We start from the raw sequence: 26,560 nt of genomic DNA, 5'->3' as shown, positions 1-26,560 counted from the left end.
ATTGATGGCCTAAATCAAACATCCCACATCCCCCTGTAAATGATCTTTGATCATTTCCGGACCCTCTTCGAAGAGGGATTTTCTTTGAAGAAGTGAGTAGTCTATAAAAGGCAAAAGGCCTTTTACCACATCAACCCTCCCCTTAATCCCCTCCCAAGAGAGGAAAATTCTTGGTTAAATTGAAAGTTCCACCCTTACAATTCAAACTACAAACACTTCTGAATTCAATGTTCAGTGTTCAATATTCGATATTCATCGGAGTTCATTCAGCACCAGCTGTCCTTTGTTGAAGATCCCAACGGCCCGGCCCTTTAGTTTGGTATCCAGGTAAGGAGAGTTTTTTGATTTGGATCGCACATTCTTTGGAGTGAAGGTCCATTCTTCATCGGTATTGAAAAAAGTGAGATTAGCCTTGGCGCCTTCTTTTAACTCAGGCGCTTCCAGATTCAGGATTTTACGAGGATTGTACACCAGCTTGTCCATCAGCTGCTGCAGGTTCAGCTTCTCGGTTTGCAGCAGGCGCTGGTTGGTGATGCTCCACGCCGTTTCCATCCCGATGATACCATTGGGTGCATACATAAACTCCACTTCTTTTTCTTCGATGGCATGCGGGGCGTGATCGGTGCAAATGGCGTCAATGGTGCCATCCACCAGTCCTTCTACCATGGCGTCCACATCTTCCTGGGTGCGAAGCGGCGGGTGCATCTTAAAGTTGGTATTAAAATGCTGCTTCTCAATTTCCTCGTCCGTCAGGTCAAAGTGATGAGCACAAACTTCGGTCGTCACATTGATGCCCTTTTTCTTGGCCTGACGCACCAAGTCTACCGCATTTTTCGTACTGATATGCGCCACGTGGATATGTCCACCCGTGTATTCCGCCAGCATGATATCCCGCGCAATCATCACTTCCTCAGCGATGCCCGGTGTGCCATCCAGTCCCAATCGGGTTGAAACCTTGCCCTCGTTCATGTGTCCCGGACGTGATAGGTCCAGGTCTTCTTCATGGTTGATAATCGGCATATTCAGCATGGAGGAATATTCCAGTGCCACGCGCATCACCTGTGAATTATAAACGGGATCACCATCATCGCTAAAAGCTACCGCACCGCCTTCTTTCAAATCCGCCATTTCCGCAATGGATTTCCCTTTCCGCTCTTTGGTCACGCAAGCAATGGGATGTACATCCACCGGTAGTTTCTCTGCTTTTTTGATAATGAATTCCACCACATCCCGGGTATGCGTAGCCGGCTTAGTGTTAGGCATGCAGGCCACAGCGGTAAAACCTCCAAAAGCTGCCGCATCGCAACCGGTCTCGATAGTTTCCTTATGTTCAAATCCGGGCTCGCGCAGATGCACATGCATATCCATCCAGCCGGGAGAGACGTAGGCGCCGCCAAAATCATGGCTTTCTTCGCCTTCAGTGGCTTCCAAACCCGCTCCAATTTCTTTGATCATTCCTTCTTCAATGCGGATATCGACGGTTTCATCCCCTTTGTGGGACTGACTTACAGGCTTCAGGTTTTGGAGCAGCATGGATAATTTTTTAGCGATTCAGGTTCGCCCGCAAATATACCGTGATTCCATCTTAAAGCCCAACCCGCTATCCTCGTTTCTTTTCTTTTGGGGTGATGTGTTCATGAGCTTTTGTTACAAAGGAATGGAACGCGGATGACACGGGTTGGGCGGACGCTCGCAGATTATGAATTCATAACCTTTTGAGGATGTCCTACCCAATTTTCGAAGAACTATGTATTCCTGCCAAACATCCGGGCGAAAATTTTGTCTATATGTACCGGTCTGTTTGCTACCCAGCAGACGTTCCTACGGAACGAATCCTCATTCAAAATTCAACATTCATAATTCAAAATTCCCCTCCCCAATCTTCCATTTTTAATTTTTAACCTTGAATCCAAAAATTGAACCGTACATTTTCTAACTTTGTTGCTCTCTTTTAAACGGATTAAATCAACCCGAAAAAACCTATGAGCGACGCACAGCAGCTTGAAAAGAACTATCACTTCCAGGTGTATAATCGCATTCCCGTCACCCTTTCCCATGGCAAAGGTGCCGTGGTTTGGGATACCGACGGCAACGAGTACCTGGATGCTTTTGGCGGATTGGCCGTTAATAACCTTGGGCACTGTCATCCCAAAGTGGTAGCCGCCATCAAAGAACAGTCGGAAAAAATGCTGCATGCTTCCAATTTCTTTTACACCGAGCCCCAAAGCCGGCTGGCGGAGAAACTGGCGAAAGTATCCGGGCTGGATCGGGTATTCTTTTGCAACAGCGGTGTGGAGGCTATGGAAGCCTGCGTGAAGCTGGCACGCAAATGGGGCCAGAAACAAGGCAAATCCGGCAATGTAATTACCCTTAGCGAAGGTTTTCACGGCCGCTCGGTAACCACTATTGCCATGGGCATGGAAAGCTATCGTGAAGGTTTTGATCCAATCCCTCCCGGTTTTGAGCATTCCCCTTTTAACGATTTTGAAGCGCTGAAAACAAAGGCCAACAAAGATACCATCGCTATCGCCTTTGAACCCATTCAGGGCTCCGGTGGTGTAAATGTGGTAGATGCCGAATTCATGAAAAAAACACGGGCTTTGTGTGATGATCTGAACATCCTGTTGATTTTGGATGAAGTACAATGTGGAGTGGGACGCTCCGGTAAATTCTACGCCTATCAGCATTTTGATGTAATGCCCGACGTGGTAGCTTCCGCAAAAGCTCTTGCAGGCGGCATTCCCATTGGCGCAGTGATGGCTAAAGAAGAAGTGGCCTCTGCCCTTGGATTCGGCGATCACGGCACGACCTTTGGAGGAAACCCCTTTGCTACCCATGTGGCCTGTGCAGCTCTGGACGCCATTGAAGAAGAAAACATCACCGAGCAAGCCGCGGAAAAAGGCGCTTACATGATGGAATTATTGCATAAAAAGCTGGAAGATCATCCTATGGTCACCGACATACGCGGACTTGGGCTGATGCTGGGAGTGGAGCTCAATCAACCCGCCCGACCGGTAGTGGATATCATGTTTGAGCACAAGATTCTGGCTAATGCGGCCCATGGCAACGTGGTGCGATTCTTGCCGCCATTGGTCATCTCTAAAGAGCAGATTGACAGAGTGGTAGAAGTGCTGGTTGTGTCACTGGATAAGATCACAGATGGCGCTGATTAAGGGATTTCACTGATTTTAATTCAAAACTCAGCATTCAAAATTTAGAATTCCCCTCCCAATCTTTAATCTTCAATTTTGAATCTTTAATCTGCTACCCCTGCAAACTGACTTTTCCAAGCTTTTTTAGTACTATAACGGTATCAAAGCAATAAAAGAAATTATTATGGATGTCATTCAATCCAATCCTGATATTTTAGGAGGAACATCGGTTTTCAAGGGAACCCGGGTGCCGATTCAAACCTTATTTGACTATCTGGAAGAAGGTTCTTCACTGGATGATTTTTTAAAAGATTATCCTACCGTCAAAAAGCAACAAGCAATTTCTGTTTTGGAAATAGCTGGTAAGGTAGTTTCATCCAAGGATTTTAAACTACCCCATGAAACTGCTCCTTGATGAAAACTTGCCTGTCCGTTTAAAAAACAACTTTTCTGAATTAGAGGTATTCACTGTTCAAGATTGTGGATGGCAAGGAACGAAAAATGGAAAGCTGCTAAAGCTAATGTTGAAGAATGGTTTTGATGTTCTTCTAACAGCAGATAATAACATCCAAAACCAGCAAAATTTCGAAAACTATCCCATAGCCGTCGTTATTTTGAACGTCTTTCGACTCACATACAAAAACCTTCTCCCGTTGATTCCAGAAGTCAAAAAGTTACTGAGTACTGAACTAAAACCCGGCCCGCATGTAATTTCAGCTATACAGAAGCAGTAAATAAAAAAGGTCAACGAATCACGGATTACGCTGATTGCATTGATTTTTTATTAAAGATTGAAGATTAAATTGCTTCGCTATGGAAGATTCGGGGCAATTCAAAACTCAACATTCAAAATTTCGAATTCCCCTCCCAATCTTTAATCTTCAATTTTGAATCTTTAATCCCCAACTACCCCGGCAAACTAATCTTCCCCAAATGAATTTTTTCTTCAGTAATGCCCGGAACGATAAACCCCTCACCTACTACGAGTTCGTTGGCAAAAAAGGCCATCATGGCGGCTTCTTTGGCGTCGGGTTGTAATCCCAGATCATCAAAGGATTTAAATTCTGCTTGCGGGATGCGCTCTTTTAAATTCTGCATCATAGTTTGATTGTGAATACCGCCACCACTTACGTAGCATTCAAAGGGCTGATCTCCAATCACCTCATCCACCGCCCGGGCGATGCTTTGGGAGGTGATTGCCGTAAGCGAAGCCACTAAATCTTCGGGCGAGAGTTCAATCCGGTGCCCTTTCATTAATTCCTCAATGTATGAAAGCTGGAAATCTTCCTGTCCGGTAGTTTTGGGGAAAGCTTTTCGAAAATAGGGTTCCAGCAATACGTAGCGAACCAATTCAGAATGCACCTTACCCTTCTCAGCAATTTTACCTGATTCATCAAAAGGCTCATCAAAATACCTGATCATGGCCTCATTAATCAGGGTGTTGGCCGGCCCCGTATCGGTTGCAAAGCCTTGTTGATTACACTCCCGGCAAGGCAGCCAGCTGAAGTTCGCAATGCCCCCCAAATTCAGCAACATTCGGTGATATTTTTCATCCCGAAAGAAAATATCATCAAAAATACCCGCCAGCGGTGCACCTTCTCCCCCAACCGCTGTGTGTTTTTGGCGAAAATCCGCCACCGTAATAATTCCGGTTTTCTGTGCAATATGATCGGCATCCACCATTTGCAGGGTAGCGTGCACTTCTCCTTCCACCTCGGCCGGTGCATGATACACCGTTTGTCCGTGGCTGGCTACCAGATCGATATCGTTAGGCTTCAGCTTCCATTCCTTCAGGGATCGTAGCACCAAATCCCCGAATAGGTTGCCCATTTCGGAATGCAGCAGTGTGAGCTGCCGCGTGTTTGTCGTTTCTTTGGACTGAACGGAATACAGCCGTTTTTTAAAGTCATCGGGATAAGGCTGTGTGGTAAATTCGCGAATATCGATTTTGGTATCACGACCAGAGCCTTTTAGTGCACACAGGGCGATATCAAGTCCGTCGAGCGCAGTGCCCGACATCAACCCAATAATAAGGCGTTCTGGTTTGCGGGAAATTTCCCAAAGTTTTGACAGATATTTATTCATAGTTTCCAACTGAATGTTAAGCTAAAACCTACACAAAATGAGTGAACCTACCGAAGACGAAATTAAGGCATTTATGGAAGATGTCGAATTTTTGGTAAAGACCCTGAAGGAAACTTTTGAGTCTACAGATGCACAGTTTTTTATAGATGAACGCAACGAGATCCTGTACGTGAAGCTGGAAGGCTTGAATGATTACAGCGAAGACGAAATTGAGGAAATTGCCGAACCTGTGCTGGATGAGCTGGACCTGGACTTTGAGCAGATTGTGTTGCTGCCGCTTTGAAACTTAATGTGATTTGGGATCTTGTCATTCTTGAACACTGAAGCAGGAGCTTGGAAGCGAGACGAAAAAAAGATGGGAAGTGAGATTATAACTTTTAAAACTTTGGCACCAACTTACCCACCCCTTAATCCCCGCCCGAGCGGGGAAGTTCGTTGGTAAAGTATATCAATTGAATCAAAGATCAGAATTTGTGAGACAATTCTATTCACAAGCCTCAGATAGCTTTTAAAGTCTTTCCTCTCTTGGGTGAGGGTTGAGTGACTAAGGCATCAATTGTATTAATTTAGGCCTCACCATCCAAAAAAGCGCTTTTTTACCATAATATTCCTACCTTTGATATCTAATTATTAACCCTGCGATAAACTATTCTTTTGATGAATACTCCCCATTCCGGATATACCATGCGCTGCATCATGTGCGGGCAGCAAAATGATGAGAGAGAGACAAGCACCTACTGCACAAACTGCGGAGGCGTACTCACTATAGACTACCATCAAACCGCAAAGCATATTCAATATCCTTTGGAGGAAGTCCGGCCTGATCCGCTTAAGAACAATCCCTCTTCACTGAAGAGGCTGAACCGCCTTTCGGAAAGATACGATGCCGATTTGTATGCCAAGCTCGAGTTTGAGCATCCCACCGGTTGTTTTAAGGATCGGGGAAGTTATATTGAGGTGCAGAAAGCCCTGGAACTGGGCGCCGATGCTATTTGCCTGGCTTCAACCGGAAATATGGCGGCTTCGGTGGCGGCCTATGCGTGCTATTTCAAGATCCCCTGCTTTGTATTTGTGCCGGAGAAAACGCCGGAAGTAAAACTGGCCCAGGCCACTATTTATGACGCCACCATCATCAAAATCAAAGGTGATTTTATGGTGTGTGAAAAGCTCTGCCGTGAGTTTGCCAAATCAGGGAATTATTACCTGGCCGGGGATTATGTATTTCGCCAGGAAGGACAAAAATCCTTTAGTTATGAATTGTATGAACAAGGTGATACGAATTTCGATTACATCTTTGTGCCTATTGGAGCCGGTACTAATTTTGCTGCGATTTTAAAAGGCTATCAGGAAATGAAAGCGGCCGGACTGATTGACAAGATTCCAAAGTTTGTAGCCGTTCAACCCGAACAGAGCTCGCCGGTAGTGGAAGGCATTTTCAAAAAAGACAAAATTGTGAAGGAACAGGTGAACACCATGGCCGATGCCGTGGCAGTTGGCGACCCCCTGGATTTCTATAAAGTGCTGCGGGGAATTGAAGAAACCGATGGTATGGCCTTCACCGCTACCGAAAACGAACTACTGGAATCCATGAAGGAAATGACGGTAGAGGAAGGCTACTTCACCGAACCGGCCTGTGCCATTCCCCTGGCCACCTTCAAAAACAATCTGGAGACTTTTAAAGGCAAAAAATGCCTGTTTGTGCTCACCGGTACCGGTCTGAAGAGTTCGCACATTGTGGCCAAGTACTCGCTTTCCTCACCAGTCTTACCCCCTAAACTGGAACGCATTCAGCAGTACATTGAATCCGGGTTTGTGGAAATGCAGAAAAGCAGCTGGGGACAATCCCGCAATACCGGCTTTGAAAACATCAGCATGGATGAGGGGCACGCCAAGCTGTATGACGAGTACGTGAACAGCATCAACAAAAAGGGAAAAACTCTGAAGGAAGAGGAAATCAAGGTGCTTCGTTCGCTGGTGTATAATGAGGATGCCGACTTGGAATATCCCGTGGAAGTGGTGGATTACAAGCTCACCATGCGCAAACATGGACTGGTAAGTGCCGCAGTTAAGCTAAAAATCCAGGGGAATGAAGAAGAAGTAATTTCACTGGATCAAGGCGTAGGGCCACTGGATGCCGTACTCACCGCCATTAAAGCCGAGACGGATGCATTTCTCCCATTGGAGGTCATCAATCACGAGGTAGAAATTTTGAGTCCTGATACGGACTCCCTGGTAATTGTAACGCTTACTTTAGAAAAAGAAGGGCATAAATTCACGTCTAAAGGCGCTTCCCCGGATACGCTGGAAGCTACGATACAGGCCTTTGTGAAGGGATTGGCCGTGGCGAATAAGGCTTTGTCGGTTTAGGGTGTTATGGTGTTTGAGTGTTACAGTGCTATGGTGTTAAAGTGTTATGGGGCTTGGATTAAATTTCCAGGAAACCATAACACAGTAACACCTAAACACTTTAACACCTAAATTACCTAAGCGCATTCTCTAACTCTAACGAAGCATCACTACCTTCGTCGCGATATTTCACGATGATGGGGCATGACATGCTGAGTCCCTGCGATTTCGCCCATTCGTTGTTTACGGGACGAGTTCCGGGAATCACTACGGCGTTTTCCGGGATATCGGATCCGCGTTCCAGAATTTCTTCGTTCACGGCATCATACACAGGTACGGCTTTGGAGAGCGTAACGCCAGGCGCGATAACAGCTCCCTTTTTCACAAGGATACCTTCCACAATCACCGCTCCGGCTCCGATAAAGCAATCGTCTTCAATAATCACTGGGCTCATCCCAACCGGTTCCAATACACCGCCAATTTGCACGCCGGCAGAAAGGTGCACGTTCTTGCCAATTTGTGCGCAAGAACCTACCAGGGCATGGCTATCTACCATAGAGCCTTCGTCCACGTAAGCGCCCACGTTGATGTAAGCCGGTGGCATGATAATCACACCGGAAGAAACATAAGCTCCGCGCCGAACAGAGGAACCGCCAGGTACCAAACGAACGCCATCTTCAGGGGTAAAGTAGCGGGGTGGCAAATTGTGCTTATCCACAAAACCGTCGTAAATGCCATCATAAGAAGTGTTTTCACCATCTTTAAAAGAGGCGAGAATTGCTTCTTTCACCTCCACATTGGCTTCCCAACCACTTTCGGTTTTATTGGCAGCGCGAACGGTTCCTTCTTCCAGTTTGTCTAAAATGTCTTCGTAGTTCATGTACTTGTTTGGTTTTAGATGTAATTAATTCAAATTTTCGAGCCAGTCAGTAATTTCAGCTTCGGTATCCAACAGCTCTTTTTCTACTTCTTCGGAGATATCGCCCAAGGATAGCGGCAGACGTACCGTGTCGTTTTCAATCCAGCCTTTGCGATGCGCCATCACTTTTACCGGCAACGGATTCGGGGCTTTAAAGAGTACCGCCGTAGACTTCTTCCAAAGCGGAAGTAATTCTTCCGTGTCCCCTTCCACACACATTTCAACATATTTGCGGGTGGCTTTGGGCCATACATTGGCGCAAACGGATACCAGTCCTACGCCGCCTTCTGCAGAAAAATCAGGAGTAAGGCCATCATCTCCGCTGTAAAAATCTACCTCAGGAGCGGCTTCCCGGAAGGCTTTAAATTCTTGCACGCTGCCGCTTGCTTCTTTCACGCCCAGCAGATTATCAAATTCTTCTGAGATCCGGGCAGGTACGGAAGGATGCATCTTGACCCCGGTTCGGGAAGGTACATTGTAGAGCATACACGGCAAATCCGTTTCTGCCATCAGCTCGCTGAACCATTCAAATTGTCCCTCGGCGCCGGGTTTGGCATACAGGGGAGTCACCAATAACAAAGCATCCGGATTCACCTCATTACAAAAGTGAATAAAATCAACCTGGCTGGAAAGCTGAAATCCTCCGATGCCTACCATCATGGGTACGTCCAAATCCAGGCTTTTGGTGAAACTTACAATCTCACGTTTCTCGTCTTCATATAAATTCAGTCCCTCGCCCGTACTTCCTAAAATAAGTACGCCATTTCCGGCCTCTTCTTGCTGGCGAAGCATATACTCAAAACTTTTAAAATCTACTTCCCCGCTAGGCTGCATCGGGGTGATCAGGGCGGTCCAAAGTGGGTTCTGTTCCATTATTGCTGTCCCTCCGTTACCATATCAAAAAGTTGTCCAAAGGCCATTACACCCTCTTCAATGTCGTTATTGTTTATAAGCTGCTCGGCGGCCCAAATAGCACCTTCAGCAAATAAGGCACGATCCAGTGCTTTATGTTTCAGGGTGATTTCTTCCGTGGCAGTTTTCATTGTCAACTCATGAATGCCTTTAACATCGCCTTCGCGCGCAGAAGTTACATCAGCTTCTCGGTCCAGCCATTCTTTCCAGGACAGCGCTGTGCCGCTGGGTGCATCTTTTTTGTGTACATGATGCACTTCGTGAATATGAAACTCGGGATCCTTCAAAATCTCCGAACCGGCTGAAATAGCTTTAATGCTTTTTCGGATGATATTCATCCCTAAACTAAAATTGGATGCCAGTACCCATTTGGTGTTCTTAGCCTTTACCTGCTCATCAAGATCTTCCGGCCATTCGTAGCCAGTGCTTCCCCAGGCAGCGGGGATTTCGGCTTCCAGCACCATAGGCAACACTTCAGCTACAGCATCGCCTGGCACAAAAATGATGGCCGCATCGGTCTTCTTCAATTTATCTACGGTTGGAGGATTATCTTCATCAAAGGGTACCGCCCGGTCTTCTCCGAGCAGCTCCACTACTTTTCCACCTGTCTTACCGGTTCCGATAACAGCTATTTTCATTTAATTTGGTTGGTTCGGTTAAAAATTTCAGCCTTAAAGATATGGCTTTTAATGCACTTTATTTAGCTTTAAAGCGTGATTTATCTCAATCTGCAATATTGAAATTACTTATTGGTGATTACTCACTTCAATATCGTATATAAAAATGAGACGGGGTTGTTTCCATACCGAAAAACTTCATCAAACCAGGTTAATTGGTTGAATGGTTAATTCTGTAATCGAAATTTCACCTATACAAATAACCATTCACCAATACCCAAGAAACTATTATCCCTTAATAAACTTGCCGTGCAGCATGCGAACAATCTCCTCTGCTTCATCCTGATTCACCAGAAAGCACAGATTGTTGGGACTGGCCCCGTGGCACACCAAGCGAACGTTGTAATCTTCCATAGAAGTAAGCAGCGGCCCGCCGATGCCTGAAGTTTTCTGTAAATCGTTACCAATAAGGGCAATCAATGCGAGGTCTTCCTCAACCTGCACTTCGGCAAAGCGTCCCAACTCTTCGAGCACATCATCGGTTAGATCCACTTTGTTGGCTGCATTTACAGCAGTGTCCAGCGTAAGGGCTACGCTTACCTCACTGGTACTTACCAGATCAACCGAAATTTTATGCTCGGCCAGTACTTTAAACAGATGAGCTAAAAACCCATACTGGTGGAGCATCTCTAAGCTGTTTACGGTGAGCAGCGTTTGTTCTTTCCTCAGCGAAATAGCACGGATAACCGGTTTCTCATCGGTTTCTTTAACGATATACGTTCCCGGATTATCGGGATCACTGCTGGAAGCTACGCGTACATTTACCCCGCCGCGAATAGCAGGCTTCAGAGTAGCGGGATGAAGCACTTTACCCCCAAAAACAGAAAGCTCGGCAGCTTCATCAAAGCTGATTTCCTTGATTGGAAAAGCCTCTTCGACAATACGAGGGTCGGTAGTATAAACTCCGGCCACATCGGTCCAGATTTCCAGGGTATCGGCATCTACGGCTTCGGCAAAAAGAGACGCAGAAAAGTCGCTGCCCCCCCGTCCCAATGTGGTGGTATTGCCGAACACATCCGAACCAATAAATCCTTGAGTAAGGTAGGCCTGACCTCTTTTGATGTGAACCTCGGCCTGTTGCTGAATGGAATCCCAAATCGGTTCAGCATTACCAAAGGTGGAATCTGTTTTCATGACTTCGCGGGCATCCAGCCACTGGGCATCAACGCCGTTTTCTTTCAACACTTCCACAAAAATCTTGGTAGACATCAGCTCGCCAAAGGCATACAGCGTATCCTTCCATTTTTTATCCCGGCCGGAAAAATCAAGGTGGTCCCGCAGTTCCGAAAGCTGCTCCTGGAAGGACTTTTCCAGTTTCTCTCTTTCCTTACACTGTTTGATAATATCCATGTGCCGCTCTTCGATATTCCCCAGCAATTCCTCGCGTTTGGTTGAACTGAGGTCATCGGCTGACAGGGCCACCAGGTCGTTGGTGGTGCCTGAGGTAGCACTGATTACGATTAGTTTTCGATCAGGATCAGAAGCAGCGATTGATGCACTGCGTTGCATGGCTTCGAAAGTACCTACACTGGTACCGCCAAATTTGGATACAATCATTTTTCGTAAAAAGGTTGGTTTGATGAATTGAGTGAATGCAGAAAATAATGAGTATTTAGGCAAATACCTTAGGGAATTGAAGATTGGGGTAGGAAATTTTGAATTTTGAGTTTTGAATTTTAAATGACTCCGAATCTTCGGATAAGCATTTCAATTTTTAATCTGTAATCTTTAATCTTAAATCCTACTCTTACTCATTCAGGTAAAATTTTCGTATCCTCAACCGAAATTCAATCCCAGCTCCAAACTCAAGATATGGATTCAGCACTAATTACCAGCGACGCGGTTACCTTTGGTTTATTGATGGCAATTCTCGCCGGCATTTTCATCACTTCTCACAGCGATAATCCAAAATGGAAGAAATTCTACAAGTTTGTTCCCTCCTTGCTGTTGTGCTATTTCATTCCTTCTCTGCTTACTACTTTTGGCGTTGTATCCGAAACAGATTCCAACCTCTATTACGTAGCTTCGCGCTATTTGCTGCCAGCCAGTTTGGTGCTGCTTACCCTCAGCATTGACTTGAAAGGGATTTTGAACCTGGGTCCTAAAGCTGTCATTATGTTTTTGGCGGGAACAGGGAGCATCATGCTGGGCGGCCCGATTGCTTTGTTGATTGTGGGTACGATCAGTCCGGAAATTGTAGGCGGAACGGGGCCGGAAGCCGTATGGCGCGGACTGGCAACCGTAGCCGGAAGCTGGATAGGCGGCGGGGCTAACCAAACCGCCATGCTGGAAGTTTTTGAACCCAGCACCGATTTATTTGGCGCCATGGTTACCGTGGATATCATTGTTGCCAATATCTGGATGGCCTTTCTGCTGTATGGTGCCGGAATTTCGGAGCAAGTGGACAAATGGTTTAAAGCCGATGCCTCTGCCATCGACGAACTAAAACACAAAATTGCAGACTACCAAGCCAGCATCGCCCGGGTTCCAACCCTTGTTGATTTCACAAAAATTATTGCCGTGGCATTTGTGATTGTGGCCCTCGGCCACCTTGCCGGAGATTCCATTGGGCCTTGGATTGATGCAAATGCTCCTGCATTGGCTGATCTCAGCTTAAACTCTTCCTTCTTCTGGATTGTCGTAGTGGCTACCACCGGCGGACTCATCCTCTCCTTCACCAAAGTGCGAAACCTTGAAGGCGCCGGTGCCTCTAAACTCGGTAGCTTGTTTCTCTACATTTTGGTGATGACGATTGGGATGAAAATGAATATAGCTTCGATGCTGGATGCCCCCGGCTTTTTCGTAATCGGTGCCGTTTGGATTTTAATCCATGTAATCGTGCTTCTAACTGTCGGAAAGCTCATCAAAGCCCCTTTCTTTTTCGTAGCCGTAGGCAGCCAGGCTAATGTAGGAGGCGCCGCATCAGCTCCCATTGTAGCTTCTGCTTTTCACCCGGCATTAGCTCCCGTGGGCGTGCTGTTGGCTGTGCTTGGGTATGCCCTGGGCACCTACGGAGCTTATTTATGTGCCATTATGATGCAAGCTATTTCAACCATGTAAGTAGACAGCGGATAAGGGAATAAGTAGATAAGGAGAAGTAGAACATCTTTTCTTTTTACCGATATGCTGCTCCTAAGGAGCAAGACAGGAGACCACCAAACACGGCACCATAAATGCCCAATATCGGTAGAAAACAGGAAGTCTCTTTTGCCCAAAAAACCTCCGCCCGGTTAGTTGATATGGCGGATTGGCTGACGGAGGTTGGGTAATATTGTTGGCATTATTTAAGCTAAGGGATAGAACGCAGATAATACGGATTGAGCGGATACCCGCGGAAAGGTTGTATGGTTTTACGTGGAATCAAAAATCAGTGTAAATCCGTAATATCTGCGTCATCCGCGTTTCATTCGGTTGTAAGCCATAGGAATTGTTATCCCTCTAATCAAAAATCGGTGCTGTATTCAATCGGCACATTCTCTTCAAAGTTATAGAGTGTCAGGCGCCTCAGGTTGTAATAGCCGGTCCAGTAATTTCGCATAGCCTGAATATAACTTCGTCGGGCCGCATCCTTTTCATTTTGAGCGATAAAGAGATTCGTTACATCAATCTTACCAATTAAATAGCGATTCTTTGCGACATCATACCGGCGTTCGGCGATGTCATCCGAGATTTGTGCCAGCTCTACCTGATCCCGAAGCTGAGAAAATTCACGCACCGTACTCCGGATGCTCAAATCAAACTGCAGCTTTTCGTAGGCAATGGTATTGGCCGTTTCTGCCTGTTGATTACGTGCCGCCCTGATTTCAGCGGTATTTTTACCCCAGTTAAAAATGGGAATCTCAAAGCCAATGGTAAAAAACTGTCGATTTTGGGGATCATCATACAATCGATCAAAATCAGCTGAGGTCTGATTCAACCCATAACTGGTTTGTAATGTGGCTGAAAAACCTGCTTCCCGTTTGGCCTGGGCAAAGGACTGATTGGCCATAATTTCATTGAGCCTAAACTGCAATGATGTACTGTTATTTTTTAGCGCCAGCTCCAGTGCTTTGTCCGCATCAACATTTAATTCTGGAGCTTCGGCTGGGGGAAGAACCTCTATCTCTATTCCATCATCAATCCCAAGCAGGGCTTTGAAATTTTCTTCTGCCCGCTGGAAATTCAACCGGGCGGTTGTTAGCGAGGTTTCTGCATTCCGGTATTGCAACTCACTTTGCAGAAGGTCGTTCTCGGCAATGCTTCCCACCTGGAACCTCCCTCTTGATATATTATAAATGGAATCATTCACCGTCACATTAAACTCGGCAACTTCTACATTAATTTTTGCCAGCAGGAAGTCGAAAAAGCTTTGGGTAACCGTAAATGCCAGGTCTTCCATATCTTCCACAAATTGTTTCTTGGCAATCTGGTAACGGAGCGGCTCAATACGGTTTCGCCATTTCAGGCTGTTAAACTGAAAAAGGGGTTGGCGAAACGAAGCCACCAAAGGAGTGCTCTGCCACAAATAGGTATTCTCACCTGCAAATATTCCCAGTTTGGTTATCCCGCTTGAAACCGAAAGCACCCCGCCCGTGGGCATAATATTCTGGTTCACTGAAAGCGCCATGGATGCTTCCGACTGCGTCCGGGATGAAAAGGTAATCGTCCCGTCATCCAGTGTATTGGAAAAGATGGACTTATTATAATTCGGAGCATCTCCCGATAAAGTTAAACCGGGGAGCAAATCCGCCCTAAATGACTTATATCGCCACTTGGCGGAAATAAGCGAAAAACGGGCTGCCCGGGAAAGGGGGCTGTTTTGTTTGGCAATTTCAATGCTTTGTTCCAGGGTGAGGGTTTGGGATTGCTGGGCAAAACCGTGTGCTGAAAATAGGGTCACAAAAACTACTATTCCGAAAACGTATTTATTCATGGCGTAAAGCGTGTACAGGGTCATGTTTAGCCGCTCTCTTGGCGGGATAATATCCGAAGATCACTCCAATTATCAGGGCCACCCCGAATGAAATAATGATAGATAAGGGGGTTACAATCGTGGCGATATCAGAAGTCATTTCAATTCCGTAACTCAAAGCCATTCCAAGAATAATACCCACTACGCCTCCGGTTACACTAATGGTCAGTGCTTCGGTGAGAAACTGGAGCTCAATATCCCGCTTCTGCGCTCCCACCGCCATGCGAACTCCAATCTCGCGATATCGTTCAACCACCGAGGCCAGCATGATATTCATAATTCCGATGCCTCCCACAATTAATGAGATGGAGGCAATGGAAGACAGCACGATGTTAAAAATTCGCTTGGTGCGCTGCTCCTGCTGCAAGAGCTGTTCTGGCACGATGATCTCAAAATCTACCACTCCGTTATGCCGGCGTTTCAACATTCGTGAGAGCACTTCTGCAATGGAAACACTGTACCTGGAATCAGAAACCTGGACAATGAGTTTATCCAATTGGTGATAATTGGTAGAACCTTCCTCTTCCTCCTCTTCATCACCCCCAACAATAAAAACCCGCATTCCGCCGCCAGCACTTGCATCAATATCATCTTTGGTGATGAGTCCCCGGTTCTTAAAACGCAGAAGAATAGTAGTGGCCGGGGTATAGATATCGAGATTATAATTCCGGATTCCCAGGTTTTCAATATTCTCGGTGCTGAGTTCTTTCTTCTCCAACACCCCGACTACCGTTAACCATAAATTTCCAACTTTGATCTTTTTTCCTATCGGATCTTCACCTGCAAAAAACCGTGCTCTAACATCGTAACCTATGATACATACCGACGAAGAATTTTCTATCTGTTCATCGCTAAAATTATTCCCACTTTGCAGGGTAAAATTATTGATCTCAAAATACTCGTCATTCACGCCAACTATCTTTCCGCTGCGCATGCGGGCATTCCGTATAAAATTGGTTTCAAAGATGATTTCAGGGCTGATGTGTTCTACCTCAGGCATCACTTCTTTAATGCTGTTGAGATCCTGAAGGTTAAGGCCCGGTGAGTATTTCCGTTGATCGCCCTGACTTTGTTCGGCTTCTGCCACACTACCCTCAACCTGCTCAAGTACCGGCTGAATGATCACATTGTTGGTACCCAGTAACTGCATTTGAGTGAGTATTTCCTGCTGAGCGCCGGTACCAATGGCAAGCATGGCTATCACCGAAGAAACCCCAAAAATAATCCCCAGTGAGGTAAGAAATGATCGCAACTTATTACGCTGAATAGCTTCTATGGCTATGTCAAAATTGTAAAGTAATTTATTAAGCACGGGCTATCCTTCTATTTTTGCGTAATTGATTCGCCCAGATAATTTCTGCGTATCCCCGAAGTATCTGCCGGTACCGAAAGGTATAATTCATCTTCTATGCTTACCCCGCGCTGAACAATCACTGCGTTTTCATTCATCAGCCCCAGCTCAACCTGTTGCATCACCGGTGAGGCTCCATCCTTTAGAAAAACAAAACTTAAAGAATCGATGGCATGAACGGTTTCCAAGGGCACAAATAAGGCATCATCTACTTTATCAATCAGAATCTTGTTGCTCGTTGTCATGGCCGGGCGAAGCAGGCTGTCGCTTTCATTCACTTCAATGATGACTTCAAACACCTTGGAATCGTAATTTTTGCGCTGCTCCCCAATGTTAGCCACATCAGTTACCACGCCGGTTAGCTCTTTATCGGGAACTGCATCCAAGCCGATGGTAACCGTTTGGCCCAGTTCAATTTTTTGAATATCCACCTCATTGATATAGGTCGCTGATTCCATCACCGAGAAATCAGGGAGCTCAGCTACCACGGGATTCCAGGCACTAATCTGCTTGCCTTCCGTTATTTTGGTTCCATCCCAGTTGCGCTGGTAAATCACCATTCCCTGATCCGGGGCCGAAACGGTAAACTGAGTCATCAGTTCCCGGATCTTCTGAATCTCATTTTGTTTCTTCGTCATCTCAGCCTCTACTTCGCGGAGCTTGGCCTCGGCCTGCCGGACTTTGGTTTTATAATTCTTGGTTTCCTGGGCCAGTTGCCGCCGTGCTTTATCGAGCTCAATTTCGGCTTGCCGCTGTACGGCAGGTGATTCATACTTGGATTGATCAACCTCAATCTGGCGTTCTTCCAGTGCGTATTCAAGGTTGATGAGATTATCCCGGGCTTGCGAGAGTTCCAGTGTGCTATCCAGTTGTGCCTGGGTTACCTGGGATTCTGCTGATTGGAGATCGAGCTGTGCATCCTGAAGCTTTCCCATAATTTCGGAGCGATCCAGTTCGGCAATAAAATCTCCTTCCTTTACAATAGATCCTTCAGGGATAAGCCTTTGAATGGTGAGCTGATTGACCCGAAATTCTCTGGCTCCTTGTGGGCCCATGATTTCTTTGGAATTTTTGGCCCGGAGTTCGCCACTACTGGTTACATCTACCACAAACTCTCCCGTTTGAGGCGTGGCGGTCAATTCTATCTCATCTGTCGATTCCCCCCCGAAAACAAACCACATTATTAATAACCCTACTACTACAACAGATGGAACCGCGAATCTTTTTTTCATAATGAAGTGAGATTAAATAAAGCCAAAACGCCCGATTTTTTTAACATACTCTTGAACATACGTCATATGTATGATTTTATTGTGTCTTCTTATAAAATAATATAGTTAACAATTTCTAAAGAGGCAGGTTGATTTTGGGATAGGAGAAAAAAGTGACATTCTGATATGCGCAGGCGGGATTGCTCTGGGAAGCAACCAACAGCCTCACCAATAACTTGTTCTTGAAATATATCTGGCACCAATAGCCTTCCAGACTTTAAAAAAATCCAGATCTTGGTTTTCCATTCCCCCATATCCTGTGTCTCTTTGGAGACACCGGTTTGCAAGCAGCCACCGTGCAGATAAAAACCAGAGAGGGTAGTCCCAATGGGTATTTTGTGTTCAGCGGCAGGGGCGTTGGCTTCCCTCTCCCTCGCTTCATGAGCAAGCTCATTTCGCATGCCCTCTCCGGAGAGGGATAATGTTATGGCCTTCTAAAGACCCGATATCATCCCGAAACATGCTTTGTTACATAAAACATTTTTTCCGACATCTATTCCAACAGCGCCAATTGTCACAACTTATCTGCAACCGAGAATACAAACAGTTCTCCCTTCAACATTGAATGTTCAATGTTCGAAGTTCTTCAGTCTTCCTGGAAGTTATCTTGCTGCATCAGTACTTCGCCAAAGGATATTTCTTCGGCGGCCAGCACCATAATAGTAGTAGGCAAGCCTTTGAGGCGCTGTTGGAGCCCGGCATAATATTCACTGAAATTCTCGTCCGGCTCAGCCATCCCCATAAGTACCAGATCTGCATCTTTTGACGATTCATGCAGGATATCATTGAAGGGACGCCCATTGGAAACAATAATCTCAGGCTCTGCACCTGTGCGTATTTTTTCTACGATGCGTTCGATGTTCTTTTGGGCTTCCTTACCGGCCATCTCGTTTTCAACCACCATTTTAAGGTGTACTTCCGCATCGTACCAATTACGGCTGCTTTGCAACAGGTAAGCCAAGATCATCATCAAGCCGCCATTTCCTTTTAGTCCACCCCACCAGATGTCGATACGCTTGCGGTCGCCATACCCCTGATCTTCATTTTGATGAACCACCATCACGTTGCGTTGCTGGTTGTGAAATCCGGAGATCATTCCGCAATATTTTGATCGGTACTCTTCATTTTCACTATCCCCTAAAATAACGGTATTAGGTACCAGGGCACCCAGTCCATACGATTGAATGAGTCGTTCTCCTCCTTCAAAAGCATCGGGAGCGGTAGTTACCCGTACCAGAGCCTGAATGCTGCGCTTATTTAAAAACTCGCGGATGTTGTTCTCCATATTTTTGCGGCGTTTAGCTGCGATATCGCTGCTGGTCAGTACCGTGGCTACCGTCAAAATCCCCCGGTTGTGGGTCAGGGATGAAGCCAGCTCAATAAGATGCCAGCGTTTAGTGGGCGCCCCGGAAAGCACCAAAGGATGTGGGCGCCAGGTTTTGGATTCCTCTTCCACGCCAATCCGCATCAGGCCTGCCCGTGTGATGGCCATCCAGATTCCATTGCGTACGTCCCCCCAGGCCGCTTTCATTTCCCGCTGCTCCAACCACAGAAATATCAACACTACAAACACAAAAGCAATGATAGTAGCAACCGTATTAATCAAAAACATAACCGCAATACAACCCGCGGCTCCTAATAACGAAAAGGCCCAGTGTACTTTAAACTTGGGACGGAAAGATGGGCTGTTAAGCAACCGCTCGATACCGGCTGTGATATTTAACACCCCATAGGTAGTCAGGAAAAACATCGTGAGTATGGGAGCAATCATATTCAAATCGCCAAGCCATACCGCTGCAAGCGCCACGCCTAAAGTCAACACCGTACCAACACGGGGGGAATCGTCTTCACCGTCTCCACGGCCCAACCAGCGTAACCATCGGGGCAAAACGCCATCACGGGCCAGGGCCTGTAATACGCGAGGGGCTCCAAGGATACTACCGACCGCACTTGAGAGGGTGGCTCCCCAAACACCAATGAGGATAGCATCACCCCAATAAGAAATTTTGCGCATAATCAGCGGATCGTCGATGAGTGTAAGTGCATCAGCTCGGTTGGCCAAAATGATCGGCAGCCCCATATAAATTATATACCCTACTCCGATAGCAGCAAAGGTTCCTTTAGGTATCGACTTGGATGGGTTCTCTAAATCACCCGACATATTTACGCCAGCCATAATACCTGTCACCGCTGGAAAGAATACGGCCAGCACTACCCAGAAACCTGCGGAGTTCTCCTGCGAAGCACCCCACATCTCGATACTGGATTGCTCAATCGGACTTCCGAAAAGCAATGATAAGAGTGATAGTGCAATCCCAAACATGATAAAATACTGCGCACGAATAGCCGCCTTTGCCGATACTAACGCTAAGCCTGCAACAGCAATAGTGGTAATCAACCCAACAATCTTAATGTCGAACCCAGGGAAAACGCCTACCACACTTTCAGCAAAACCTACTGTATACAAAGCCACTGAAAGTGCCTGGGCTAAATAAAGCGGTATGCCAATTGCTCCCCCGGATTCTATACCCAGCGAACGACTGATCATATAGTAAGCCCCGCCGATACGCACGCGCTGGTCGGTGGCGATAGAGGCGATAGATAATGCCGTAAGAAAAGTAATTGAGGTGGAAATGGTAACAATAAGAAGTGTACCTATCAGCCCCACATTGCCCACAACCCAGCCAAAGCGCAGATACATTATTACGCCGAGAATGGTAAGAATAGAAGGTGTAAAAACCCCACCGAATGTACCTAATCCTCCCTTTTTGCCCGCAATTACAAATTCCTTTTCAGGAGCGTTACGCTTAAATGGATTCTTCATTATGGAGAATGCAGAGAGTTTATTTTTTGGGGTTGATAGGCGGGCTAAGTACGGAATTTTCTCAGAGTAAAGAAAGGGAATGAAGGAAATAAGTAGATTAGCAAATACGGTCTCTGTTGGTGTTCCTTTAAGAGCAAATACAAATGTTTTGACGGAAACCTGTGAACCGCTCACTACTCACTGAAAAAAACGGATATGCTGCCTTCTTCTTTGTATCTTTAAAGCTCAAAATCCTAACCTTGTTAAATTCTCCATTCTTGAAGAGAGCGCTTAAATTTCTATTGGTCTTTTTGGCAGCGGCAGCTTTTGTTTTTGCAATGGTCATAGGGCTGAATTATTCCGGCTTTGAGACTTTATTTGAAAACGAAGCCGGCATGGCCGAAGGCAGTGAATACATTGAAAACACCTATTCCCTGAAGGGACTTGCCGAATTCGTTGGCGAACATCCCGAATGGGTATCCATCACATCCTATAACGTAAGTAATCCTGATTCCGGGATTTTTTATCGTGAAAATATCCCTCGAGCATTGGGTGCCACAGCTAATTTATTTCTGTTGATAGAATATGAACGGCAAGTAGCTAACGGAAAGCTAAATCCTGATGAAACCATTGAGATAGCCGAAATTCAGAAATTTGCCCTGCCTGAAATCAGTGAAAACAACCACCAGAAACTGATTGATACTTTTGAAGACGGTACGGCCCCTCTTGATGAAGTGGTCAAAGCCATGCTGCAGAACAGTGATTTGGTTTCTGCCGACTACCTGTGGTTTCGTCTGGGGGAACAAAACCTGCGTGCCCTGGCAGATTCACTCAATCTCCCCGAAACGGCCCTGCCCTTGCCTTTCAGCGGCATGTATACCACTATCAATCCTTCCTTGAGTGATACGGCGAGCCTTTCAGCAGATAACTTCCCTGATTTTGCTCAGCGTTCTATCCAAGCCGCGCGCCGCCTGAATGAAAATCCGGCTTATAATCAACGTGTGAAAAACCAGTTTGAGGATGGCCGCCTGTCCCTCACTTTTATGCAGGAACGCGATGCCCTGGCCTATTTCCCACGGGCTAACACACGGTTTTTAGCCGGGCTGATGCAAGAGCTGCTGGAGGACAACATCTTCACCCCAAAAATTTCTAACCAAATTAAAACGAAGCTCCGTTGGCCAATGGGCTCCGAACCCATCAGCCGAAGTTTTGATGACTACGCTGCCATTTATGATAACCGTATGGGACTATTGGGAGGCATTGATTTTGGCACTTCCATCTATGACGGGCATACCTCGGTACAGGCTGTGTTTTTTGATCAGTTGCCTGTGGGTTTCTGGGTGCATATGTCGGCCAACCATATGCAGGAAGATTTTCAACAACGACTGATTTGGGACCCCGCACTCTACGAAACCACCCTCAACCAAATTCAACAGAGTAAGTAATGAGTAAATATCGGTTTTTGTATGCATACTGGTTAGTTCCGGCTTACCTGTTATTTTTAATTTTTCAGCAGGCTACCGTGTACACCAGCTCTCAGGATACTTATGAGAACGGGACTTCTTATCTGGCTGAGGTAACGGATTTTGATATCAAACAAATTGCGGCCCAAAGTAACGGCTATGTAGATATCCGGTTTGAAACCGACGAAGGCAAACTTATCGAGCGCCGGCTTACTCTATCCATACAGATGGCTCAAAAGTTGATGGAGAGTTCCAATATTCCCATCCGGTATAAAGAAGGCAATGCACAGGAAATTGTGCTTTTTCCCACCTATGATATTCAGCGCAGTACCTCCCTCTTTAATATGAGCGTAGCTATTATTGGACTCATCATTGCAGGGGCCGCCGGTTTTTTTCTTAACCGGTATGTGAAGCGAAAAGCAGCAAATGCTAACGAAGATAAATTTAACATTGAACGGGTAGACTGATGCCAGGCACTTTATACTTAATACCAACTACACTGGGTAAAACGCCCGAAAACAATACCATCCCGGAATACACGCTGAATGTACTGCGCCAGCTGGAAGTGCTGATGGTTGAAAACCTGCGGAGTGCCACTTCTTTTCTTCAGTGGGTAGGCGATACTATTCCGGAATATGAGATTGAATTTTATCATCTCAATAAAAACACGCCCGACCAGGAAATCTATTCTTTTTTAAGGCCCCTTAAAGCGGGTAAAGATGCTGGCATTCTTTCCGAAGCGGGAGCACCTGCCGTGGCCGATCCCGGTGCTAAACTGGTAAAACTGGCTCATCAGAATAACATCAAGGTTGTGCCTCTTGTAGGCCCCTCATCCATTCTTTTGGCGCTGATGTCTTCCGGCTTTAACGGGCAAAACTTCGCTTTTCATGGCTACTTGCCCATCGACCAACATCCCCGAAAACAAATGATTACCCAGCTTGAGGGGGAATCACGACGGCACGACCGTACCCAGATTTTCATGGAAGCTCCTTACCGAAACAACGAGCTGCTTAAAGACATCCTGCAAACCTGCCGGCCAGAAACCAAGCTGTGTACGGCTACCGACATCACCCTGCCTGATGAGGAAATTCACAGCAAAACTGTTGGAGACTGGAAGTCGGGTAAATTGCCCAATTTGCATAAACGGCCTACCATCTTTTTGCTCTATGGAAAATAGCGCCAAACCAGCCCTTTTTCTAAGTAAAATCCGTGTAAATTTTTCGCATCTCTTCTCATCGGCTGAGCGATAACCCAGACCATCCGATTTTTCCCTTTTTACGTTTAATTACCAATATTAAATGCTATAAAATATTTACAAGCAACTATAAATCATATATTTATAATACAACAAGGGCTAAGTAAATTTTCGGGCAATAATATTGAAATTAACTTTCTTATTGGGTAGAGTAGACCTGTCCCACAAAAAAAGCGCAAAAAAAACAACATTAGGGGAATTAAAAACTACGATAAATCCACCCTTTTGAACGCCTTTAACTTGGGGATTATTCAGGTATCAAAAATGAAAATACGGAAGGGCTAATTTTCACTTGGACCTGAAATACATATACAACTAAAATAACAGGAAGGTAACTATGATGTACAAATACCAATCAGGTACAGCCCTAACTGTATCTACTTTTAAGGACAACTTTATAAGTATTCTGGGAAGAGGCTGGCGATTAACCTGCCTTTTTTTATTTGCACTAACACTTACTACAAGCATCAGCTACGCCCAGGTAGTGATATCCGGAACCGTAACTTCTGCAGCAGATGGAAGTCCGTTGCCGGGAGTAAATGTCCTTGAAAAAGGGACGATGAACGGTACCAGTACCGATGTGGAAGGTAACTACGAAATAGAGGTCTCAGGCCCCGATGCCGTACTCACCTTTACGTATATCAGTTTCATCACACAAGAGACTGTAGTAGGAGATCGTGAAACCATCAATATTCAGTTGGAAGAAGACGTCCAGCTGCTCGAAGATGTAGTAGTGGTTGGTTATGGTGAACAAGACCGTAAAACACTTACCAGTGCGGTATCTTCAATTAGTGCTGAAGATGTTGCCAACACACCCGTTGCAGGCAGTGACCAGCTTATGCAAGGCCGGGCAGCCGGGGTTCAGGTAAGCGCCAACTCTGGTACACCGGGCGGAGGTATCTTCGTAAAAATCCGTGGTACCTCATCCATTTCAGGCGGCAGTGATCCACTGTATGTTGTTGATGGTGTACCCATCCAAACCGGCGACTTCGGCTTGGGTTTGGGAGGTGAAACCACCAGTGCACTGGCTGATGTTGACCCATCCGATATTGAGTCTATCGAGATTCTGAAGGATGCGTCTGCAACAGCTATTTACGGAGCACGTGCAGCCAACGGAGTGGTTTTAATCACAACCAAACGGGGAAGTTTCTCCGAACCAAGAGTAAGTTTCACGGCTTATACCGGTTTCGAAGAACCAGTAAATACCCCCGACCTTGTTAGCGGACCGGAGTTCGAAATGTTAATGAATGAAGCAGCCCGCAACAATGGGCAACCAGAGCCTTATGCCAATCCCCAAAGTGCGATTGATACCGATTGGGGCGACCAGGTGTTCCGCACAGGTCGTGTATCCAGCTATGATCTCACTGTTAGCGGTGGTAATGAGAACATTAAATATTCCGTATCCGGTTCTAATTTTGATCAGGACGGGGTTGTAAAACCTGCTACTTATACTCGCAGCAGTGCCCGTCTGAACCTCGACATTCTGGCATCAGAAAAACTGACATTTGGAACCAGCACCACCTATTCATTTTCAAATCGTAACCGCGCACGGAATAACGATAACATCACCGGTGTTTTGGGTGGCGTTTACTTTCTCCCATCAAACCTTCCCGTTTATAATAGTGAAGGTGGATACACCAAGTTCAGTATCTTCGAGAATCCGGTTGCAGCGGCCAACGAGGTTGACTTCAACATGGATGTTAACCGCTTGATCGGAAACGTATTTGCCGATTATGAGTTCATTCCAGGGCTCACATTCCGAACCAGCTGGAGCTTGGATTACAACCAGATTAAAGAGGACCGCTACGATAACACGTTCCTTAACAACGGCTCAGCTGTAAATGGTAGCGCACTTTCAACAGTAGCACTGATCCGTAACTGGACCGCAGAAAATACCCTCAGTTATCTCTTTGATGTGGGTAAAAATGATTTCAGTGTTCTACTGGGTACTAGTGTGCAGGAATCAAAGTTTGAACGTACCACCGCTGAAGGTGAACAGTTTCCAAGTAATGATTTCCGAAGGATTGAAGATGCCGCGGTTCAAACGGCCTTATCTACCGGCACCAGTTGGGGCATTGCATCTTTCTTCGGTCGTGTGAAATATGAGTACGACAGTAAGTACCTGGCCACCTTAACCGTTCGCCGTGATGGCTCATCCCGCTTCGGTGAAAACAACCGTTGGGGAACTTTCCCATCCGTTGCGCTTGGATGGTTAGTTTCTGAAGAAAGCTTTTTTGAAGTAGGGGCAATTTCCGAACTGAAATTCCGTGCCAGTTATGGTATTACCGGTAACCAAAGCGGTATCGACAACTTTCAGTCCCGCGGCCTGTGGGGTGGCGAAAGCTATACCGACAGCCCAGGAACCAGCCCAATTCAGCTGGCCAACCCTGACTTGAAATGGGAGACCACCAAGCAGCTTGATATCGGCGTTGACCTCGGACTTTTTGAGGACCGCGTTAACCTGGTGTTTGATTACTACAATAAGAAAACCGAAGACCTGCTGCTTGCCGTACCAGTACCCCTATCTACCGGATTTGCCGAGCTGGTACAAAACTTTGGTGAGCTGGAAAACAAAGGAATTGAGTTTTCTGTAGCGGCTGATATCATTCAAACAACCGATGCTAACTGGAATGTACTGTTCAACATTGCCGGCAACCGAAATAAGATTTTGAAGCTGGCCGCACCCTTTAACGTGTACAACCGTGACATTTATCGTTACGAAGAAGGAAAGCCCATGTACTCCTTCTATTTTCATGAGCAGACGGGCGTTGATCCACAGACCGGAGCACCTATCTTTACTGATGTAGATGGCGACGGCACGTTTAACCCAAATGTTGACCGCAAAATTGTAGGTGATGCCAACCCGGATTTCTTTGGAGGTATTACCAATCGCTTCAACTACAAAAACTTCGATTTGTCTGTGTTCTTCCAGTATAGCTACGGAAATGAGCAACTACACTGGAACCGATTCTTCCAGGAGCATGGTGGAGCACGTAATACCGGTTACATAAGCACTCAGTTGGACCGCTGGCAAGAACCGGGCGACAAAACTATGGTACCACGTATGACCAGTGCAAATTACGCCGGTAACCTTCGCCCCTCCCGTTTTGTTGAAGACGGTTCTTACATGAGACTGAAAAATGCCACCATCGGCTACACCCTGCCGGTTGAATTGCTGAGCAAACTAGGCGTAGGTATTTCACGGGCACGTATTTACCTGACCGGCCAAAACCTGCTCACCTTCACCAACTACACCGGCCTGGATCCTGAAGTAACCGCGACGGCTTCTACCGCTCTCACGCGAGGTATTGAGTTCTATACCATGCCGCAAGCCCGATCCATTATTGGTGGAATTGATCTCTCATTTTAATTGAA

21 protein-coding genes are annotated in these 26,560 nt (G+C 46.2%); 10 read left to right on the top strand and 11 right to left on the bottom strand.

The window, feature by feature from the left end; genetic code table 11:
* Positions 1-252: 252 nt before the first annotated feature.
* A complete protein-coding gene (locus FN815_RS03355) occupies positions 253-1,533 on the bottom strand; it encodes a dihydroorotase (protein ID WP_142453196.1) in 1,281 nt (426 codons plus the stop codon).
* Between the two features lie 449 nt (positions 1,534-1,982).
* Here FN815_RS03355 and FN815_RS03350 point away from each other — a divergent pair, with 449 nt between their 5' ends.
* From FN815_RS03350 to FN815_RS03340, 3 genes are all read left to right on the top strand, one after another.
* Positions 1,983-3,173, top strand: a complete 1,191-nt coding sequence (locus tag FN815_RS03350; protein ID WP_142453195.1) for an aspartate aminotransferase family protein — start codon at positions 1,983-1,985, stop codon at positions 3,171-3,173.
* Positions 3,174-3,336: 163 nt separating this feature from the next.
* On the top strand, positions 3,337-3,567 hold the full coding sequence (locus FN815_RS03345) for a DUF433 domain-containing protein (RefSeq protein WP_142453194.1): 231 nt from the start codon (positions 3,337-3,339) through the stop codon (positions 3,565-3,567).
* A complete protein-coding gene (locus tag FN815_RS03340) occupies positions 3,551-3,886 on the top strand; it encodes a DUF5615 family PIN-like protein (RefSeq protein WP_142453193.1) in 336 nt (111 codons plus the stop codon). The genes FN815_RS03345 and FN815_RS03340 overlap by 17 nt, the downstream gene beginning before the upstream one ends.
* A gap of 172 nt (positions 3,887-4,058) precedes the next feature.
* Here FN815_RS03340 and FN815_RS03335 read toward each other — a convergent pair whose 3' ends face one another.
* Entirely contained in the window at positions 4,059-5,237 is a 1,179-nt protein-coding gene (locus FN815_RS03335; protein ID WP_142453192.1) for an anhydro-N-acetylmuramic acid kinase, read from the bottom strand.
* A 37-nt stretch (positions 5,238-5,274) separates the two neighbouring features.
* Here FN815_RS03335 and FN815_RS03330 point away from each other — a divergent pair, with 37 nt between their 5' ends.
* Together FN815_RS03330 and thrC are read left to right on the top strand one after the other, a co-directional pair.
* Complete coding sequence (locus FN815_RS03330; protein ID WP_142453191.1) at positions 5,275-5,520, top strand: hypothetical protein; 246 nt, start codon at positions 5,275-5,277, stop codon at positions 5,518-5,520.
* A gap of 374 nt (positions 5,521-5,894) precedes the next feature.
* A complete protein-coding gene (thrC, locus tag FN815_RS03325; RefSeq protein WP_142453190.1) occupies positions 5,895-7,604 on the top strand; it encodes a threonine synthase in 1,710 nt (569 codons plus the stop codon).
* 112 nt (positions 7,605-7,716) lie between these two features.
* On the opposite strand, the gene FN815_RS03320 is transcribed toward thrC, so the two are convergent.
* From FN815_RS03320 to lysC, 4 genes are all read right to left on the bottom strand, one after another.
* A complete protein-coding gene (locus tag FN815_RS03320; RefSeq protein WP_142453189.1) occupies positions 7,717-8,463 on the bottom strand; it encodes a 2,3,4,5-tetrahydropyridine-2,6-dicarboxylate N-succinyltransferase in 747 nt (248 codons plus the stop codon).
* A 24-nt stretch (positions 8,464-8,487) separates the two neighbouring features.
* Positions 8,488-9,375, bottom strand: a complete 888-nt coding sequence (dapA, locus tag FN815_RS03315; RefSeq protein ID WP_142453188.1) for a 4-hydroxy-tetrahydrodipicolinate synthase — start codon at positions 9,373-9,375, stop codon at positions 8,488-8,490.
* A complete protein-coding gene (locus tag FN815_RS03310) occupies positions 9,375-10,052 on the bottom strand; it encodes a dihydrodipicolinate reductase C-terminal domain-containing protein (RefSeq protein WP_142453187.1) in 678 nt (225 codons plus the stop codon). The genes dapA and FN815_RS03310 overlap by 1 nt, the downstream gene beginning before the upstream one ends.
* A 267-nt stretch (positions 10,053-10,319) precedes the next feature.
* On the bottom strand, positions 10,320-11,648 hold the full coding sequence (gene lysC / locus FN815_RS03305; RefSeq protein ID WP_142453186.1) for a lysine-sensitive aspartokinase 3: 1,329 nt from the start codon (positions 11,646-11,648) through the stop codon (positions 10,320-10,322).
* A 255-nt stretch (positions 11,649-11,903) separates the two neighbouring features.
* Here lysC and FN815_RS03300 point away from each other — a divergent pair, with 255 nt between their 5' ends.
* Positions 11,904-13,151, top strand: a complete 1,248-nt coding sequence (locus tag FN815_RS03300; RefSeq protein ID WP_142453185.1) for a DUF819 family protein — start codon at positions 11,904-11,906, stop codon at positions 13,149-13,151.
* 382 nt (positions 13,152-13,533) lie between these two features.
* Here the strand turns inward: FN815_RS03300 and FN815_RS03295 are convergent, their stop codons facing one another.
* The 5 genes from FN815_RS03295 to FN815_RS03275 all read right to left on the bottom strand — a co-directional run bounded on the left by FN815_RS03295 (position 13,534) and on the right by FN815_RS03275 (position 20,488).
* Positions 13,534-15,003: a TolC family protein gene (locus tag FN815_RS03295; protein WP_142453184.1), complete on the bottom strand. Its 1,470-nt coding sequence runs from the start codon at positions 15,001-15,003 to the stop codon at positions 13,534-13,536.
* Positions 14,996-16,354: an ABC transporter permease gene (locus FN815_RS03290; RefSeq protein ID WP_142453183.1), complete on the bottom strand. Its 1,359-nt coding sequence runs from the start codon at positions 16,352-16,354 to the stop codon at positions 14,996-14,998. The genes FN815_RS03295 and FN815_RS03290 overlap by 8 nt, the downstream gene beginning before the upstream one ends.
* Positions 16,355-16,365: 11 nt before the next feature.
* Positions 16,366-17,625, bottom strand: a complete 1,260-nt coding sequence (locus FN815_RS03285) for an efflux RND transporter periplasmic adaptor subunit (protein ID WP_142453182.1) — start codon at positions 17,623-17,625, stop codon at positions 16,366-16,368.
* 89 nt (positions 17,626-17,714) lie between these two features.
* The gene (locus FN815_RS03280; RefSeq protein ID WP_142453181.1) at positions 17,715-18,065 is read right to left on the bottom strand and encodes a hypothetical protein; all 351 of its coding nucleotides are present in this window, start codon (positions 18,063-18,065) and stop codon (positions 17,715-17,717) included.
* Positions 18,066-18,250: 185 nt separating this feature from the next.
* Complete coding sequence (locus FN815_RS03275) at positions 18,251-20,488, bottom strand: APC family permease (protein WP_142453180.1); 2,238 nt, start codon at positions 20,486-20,488, stop codon at positions 18,251-18,253.
* A 257-nt stretch (positions 20,489-20,745) separates the two neighbouring features.
* Between FN815_RS03275 and FN815_RS03270 the strand changes: the two genes are divergently transcribed.
* The 4 genes from FN815_RS03270 to FN815_RS03255 all read left to right on the top strand — a co-directional run bounded on the left by FN815_RS03270 (position 20,746) and on the right by FN815_RS03255 (position 26,555).
* A complete protein-coding gene (locus tag FN815_RS03270) occupies positions 20,746-21,912 on the top strand; it encodes a serine hydrolase (RefSeq protein WP_142453179.1) in 1,167 nt (388 codons plus the stop codon).
* On the top strand, positions 21,912-22,397 hold the full coding sequence (locus tag FN815_RS03265; RefSeq protein WP_142453178.1) for a hypothetical protein: 486 nt from the start codon (positions 21,912-21,914) through the stop codon (positions 22,395-22,397). Before FN815_RS03270 ends, FN815_RS03265 begins: the two co-directional genes overlap by 1 nt.
* Entirely contained in the window at positions 22,397-23,107 is a 711-nt protein-coding gene (locus FN815_RS03260) for an SAM-dependent methyltransferase (protein WP_142453177.1), read from the top strand. Before FN815_RS03265 ends, FN815_RS03260 begins: the two co-directional genes overlap by 1 nt.
* 415 nt (positions 23,108-23,522) lie before the next feature.
* On the top strand, positions 23,523-26,555 hold the full coding sequence (locus tag FN815_RS03255; protein WP_246075132.1) for a SusC/RagA family TonB-linked outer membrane protein: 3,033 nt from the start codon (positions 23,523-23,525) through the stop codon (positions 26,553-26,555).
* The last annotated feature ends 5 nt before the right edge of the window (positions 26,556-26,560 follow it).

The sequence above is a fragment of the Gracilimonas mengyeensis genome, assembly GCF_900182705.1.
GTDB classification, from domain to species: Bacteria; Bacteroidota; Rhodothermia; order Balneolales; family Balneolaceae; genus Gracilimonas; species Gracilimonas mengyeensis.
The sequence above is the reverse complement of the archived record's forward strand: the minus strand, read 5'-3'. Positions and strand labels throughout refer to the sequence as shown.

Bases quoted from the DNA above. Each gene is read 5' to 3' on its own strand.
- FN815_RS03355 (WP_142453196.1), bottom strand. From the start codon at position 1,533: ATGCTGCTCCAAAACCTGAAGCCTGTAAGTCAGTCCCACAAAGGGGAT.
- FN815_RS03350 (WP_142453195.1), top strand. From the start codon at position 1,983: ATGAGCGACGCACAGCAGCTTGAAAAGAACTATCACTTCCAGGTGTAT.
- FN815_RS03345 (WP_142453194.1), top strand. From the start codon at position 3,337: ATGGATGTCATTCAATCCAATCCTGATATTTTAGGAGGAACATCGGTT.
- FN815_RS03340 (WP_142453193.1), top strand. From the start codon at position 3,551: ATGAAACTGCTCCTTGATGAAAACTTGCCTGTCCGTTTAAAAAACAAC.
- FN815_RS03335 (WP_142453192.1), bottom strand. From the start codon at position 5,237: ATGAATAAATATCTGTCAAAACTTTGGGAAATTTCCCGCAAACCAGAA.
- FN815_RS03330 (WP_142453191.1), top strand. From the start codon at position 5,275: ATGAGTGAACCTACCGAAGACGAAATTAAGGCATTTATGGAAGATGTC.
- thrC (WP_142453190.1), top strand. From the start codon at position 5,895: ATGAATACTCCCCATTCCGGATATACCATGCGCTGCATCATGTGCGGG.
- FN815_RS03320 (WP_142453189.1), bottom strand. From the start codon at position 8,463: ATGAACTACGAAGACATTTTAGACAAACTGGAAGAAGGAACCGTTCGC.
- dapA (WP_142453188.1), bottom strand. From the start codon at position 9,375: ATGGAACAGAACCCACTTTGGACCGCCCTGATCACCCCGATGCAGCCT.
- FN815_RS03310 (WP_142453187.1), bottom strand. From the start codon at position 10,052: ATGAAAATAGCTGTTATCGGAACCGGTAAGACAGGTGGAAAAGTAGTG.
- lysC (WP_142453186.1), bottom strand. From the start codon at position 11,648: ATGATTGTATCCAAATTTGGCGGTACCAGTGTAGGTACTTTCGAAGCC.
- FN815_RS03300 (WP_142453185.1), top strand. From the start codon at position 11,904: ATGGATTCAGCACTAATTACCAGCGACGCGGTTACCTTTGGTTTATTG.
- FN815_RS03295 (WP_142453184.1), bottom strand. From the start codon at position 15,003: ATGAATAAATACGTTTTCGGAATAGTAGTTTTTGTGACCCTATTTTCA.
- FN815_RS03285 (WP_142453182.1), bottom strand. From the start codon at position 17,625: ATGAAAAAAAGATTCGCGGTTCCATCTGTTGTAGTAGTAGGGTTATTA.
- FN815_RS03280 (WP_142453181.1), bottom strand. From the start codon at position 18,065: ATGCGAAATGAGCTTGCTCATGAAGCGAGGGAGAGGGAAGCCAACGCC.
- FN815_RS03275 (WP_142453180.1), bottom strand. From the start codon at position 20,488: ATGAAGAATCCATTTAAGCGTAACGCTCCTGAAAAGGAATTTGTAATT.
- FN815_RS03265 (WP_142453178.1), top strand. From the start codon at position 21,912: ATGAGTAAATATCGGTTTTTGTATGCATACTGGTTAGTTCCGGCTTAC.
- FN815_RS03260 (WP_142453177.1), top strand. From the start codon at position 22,397: ATGCCAGGCACTTTATACTTAATACCAACTACACTGGGTAAAACGCCC.
- FN815_RS03255 (WP_246075132.1), top strand. From the start codon at position 23,523: ATGATGTACAAATACCAATCAGGTACAGCCCTAACTGTATCTACTTTT.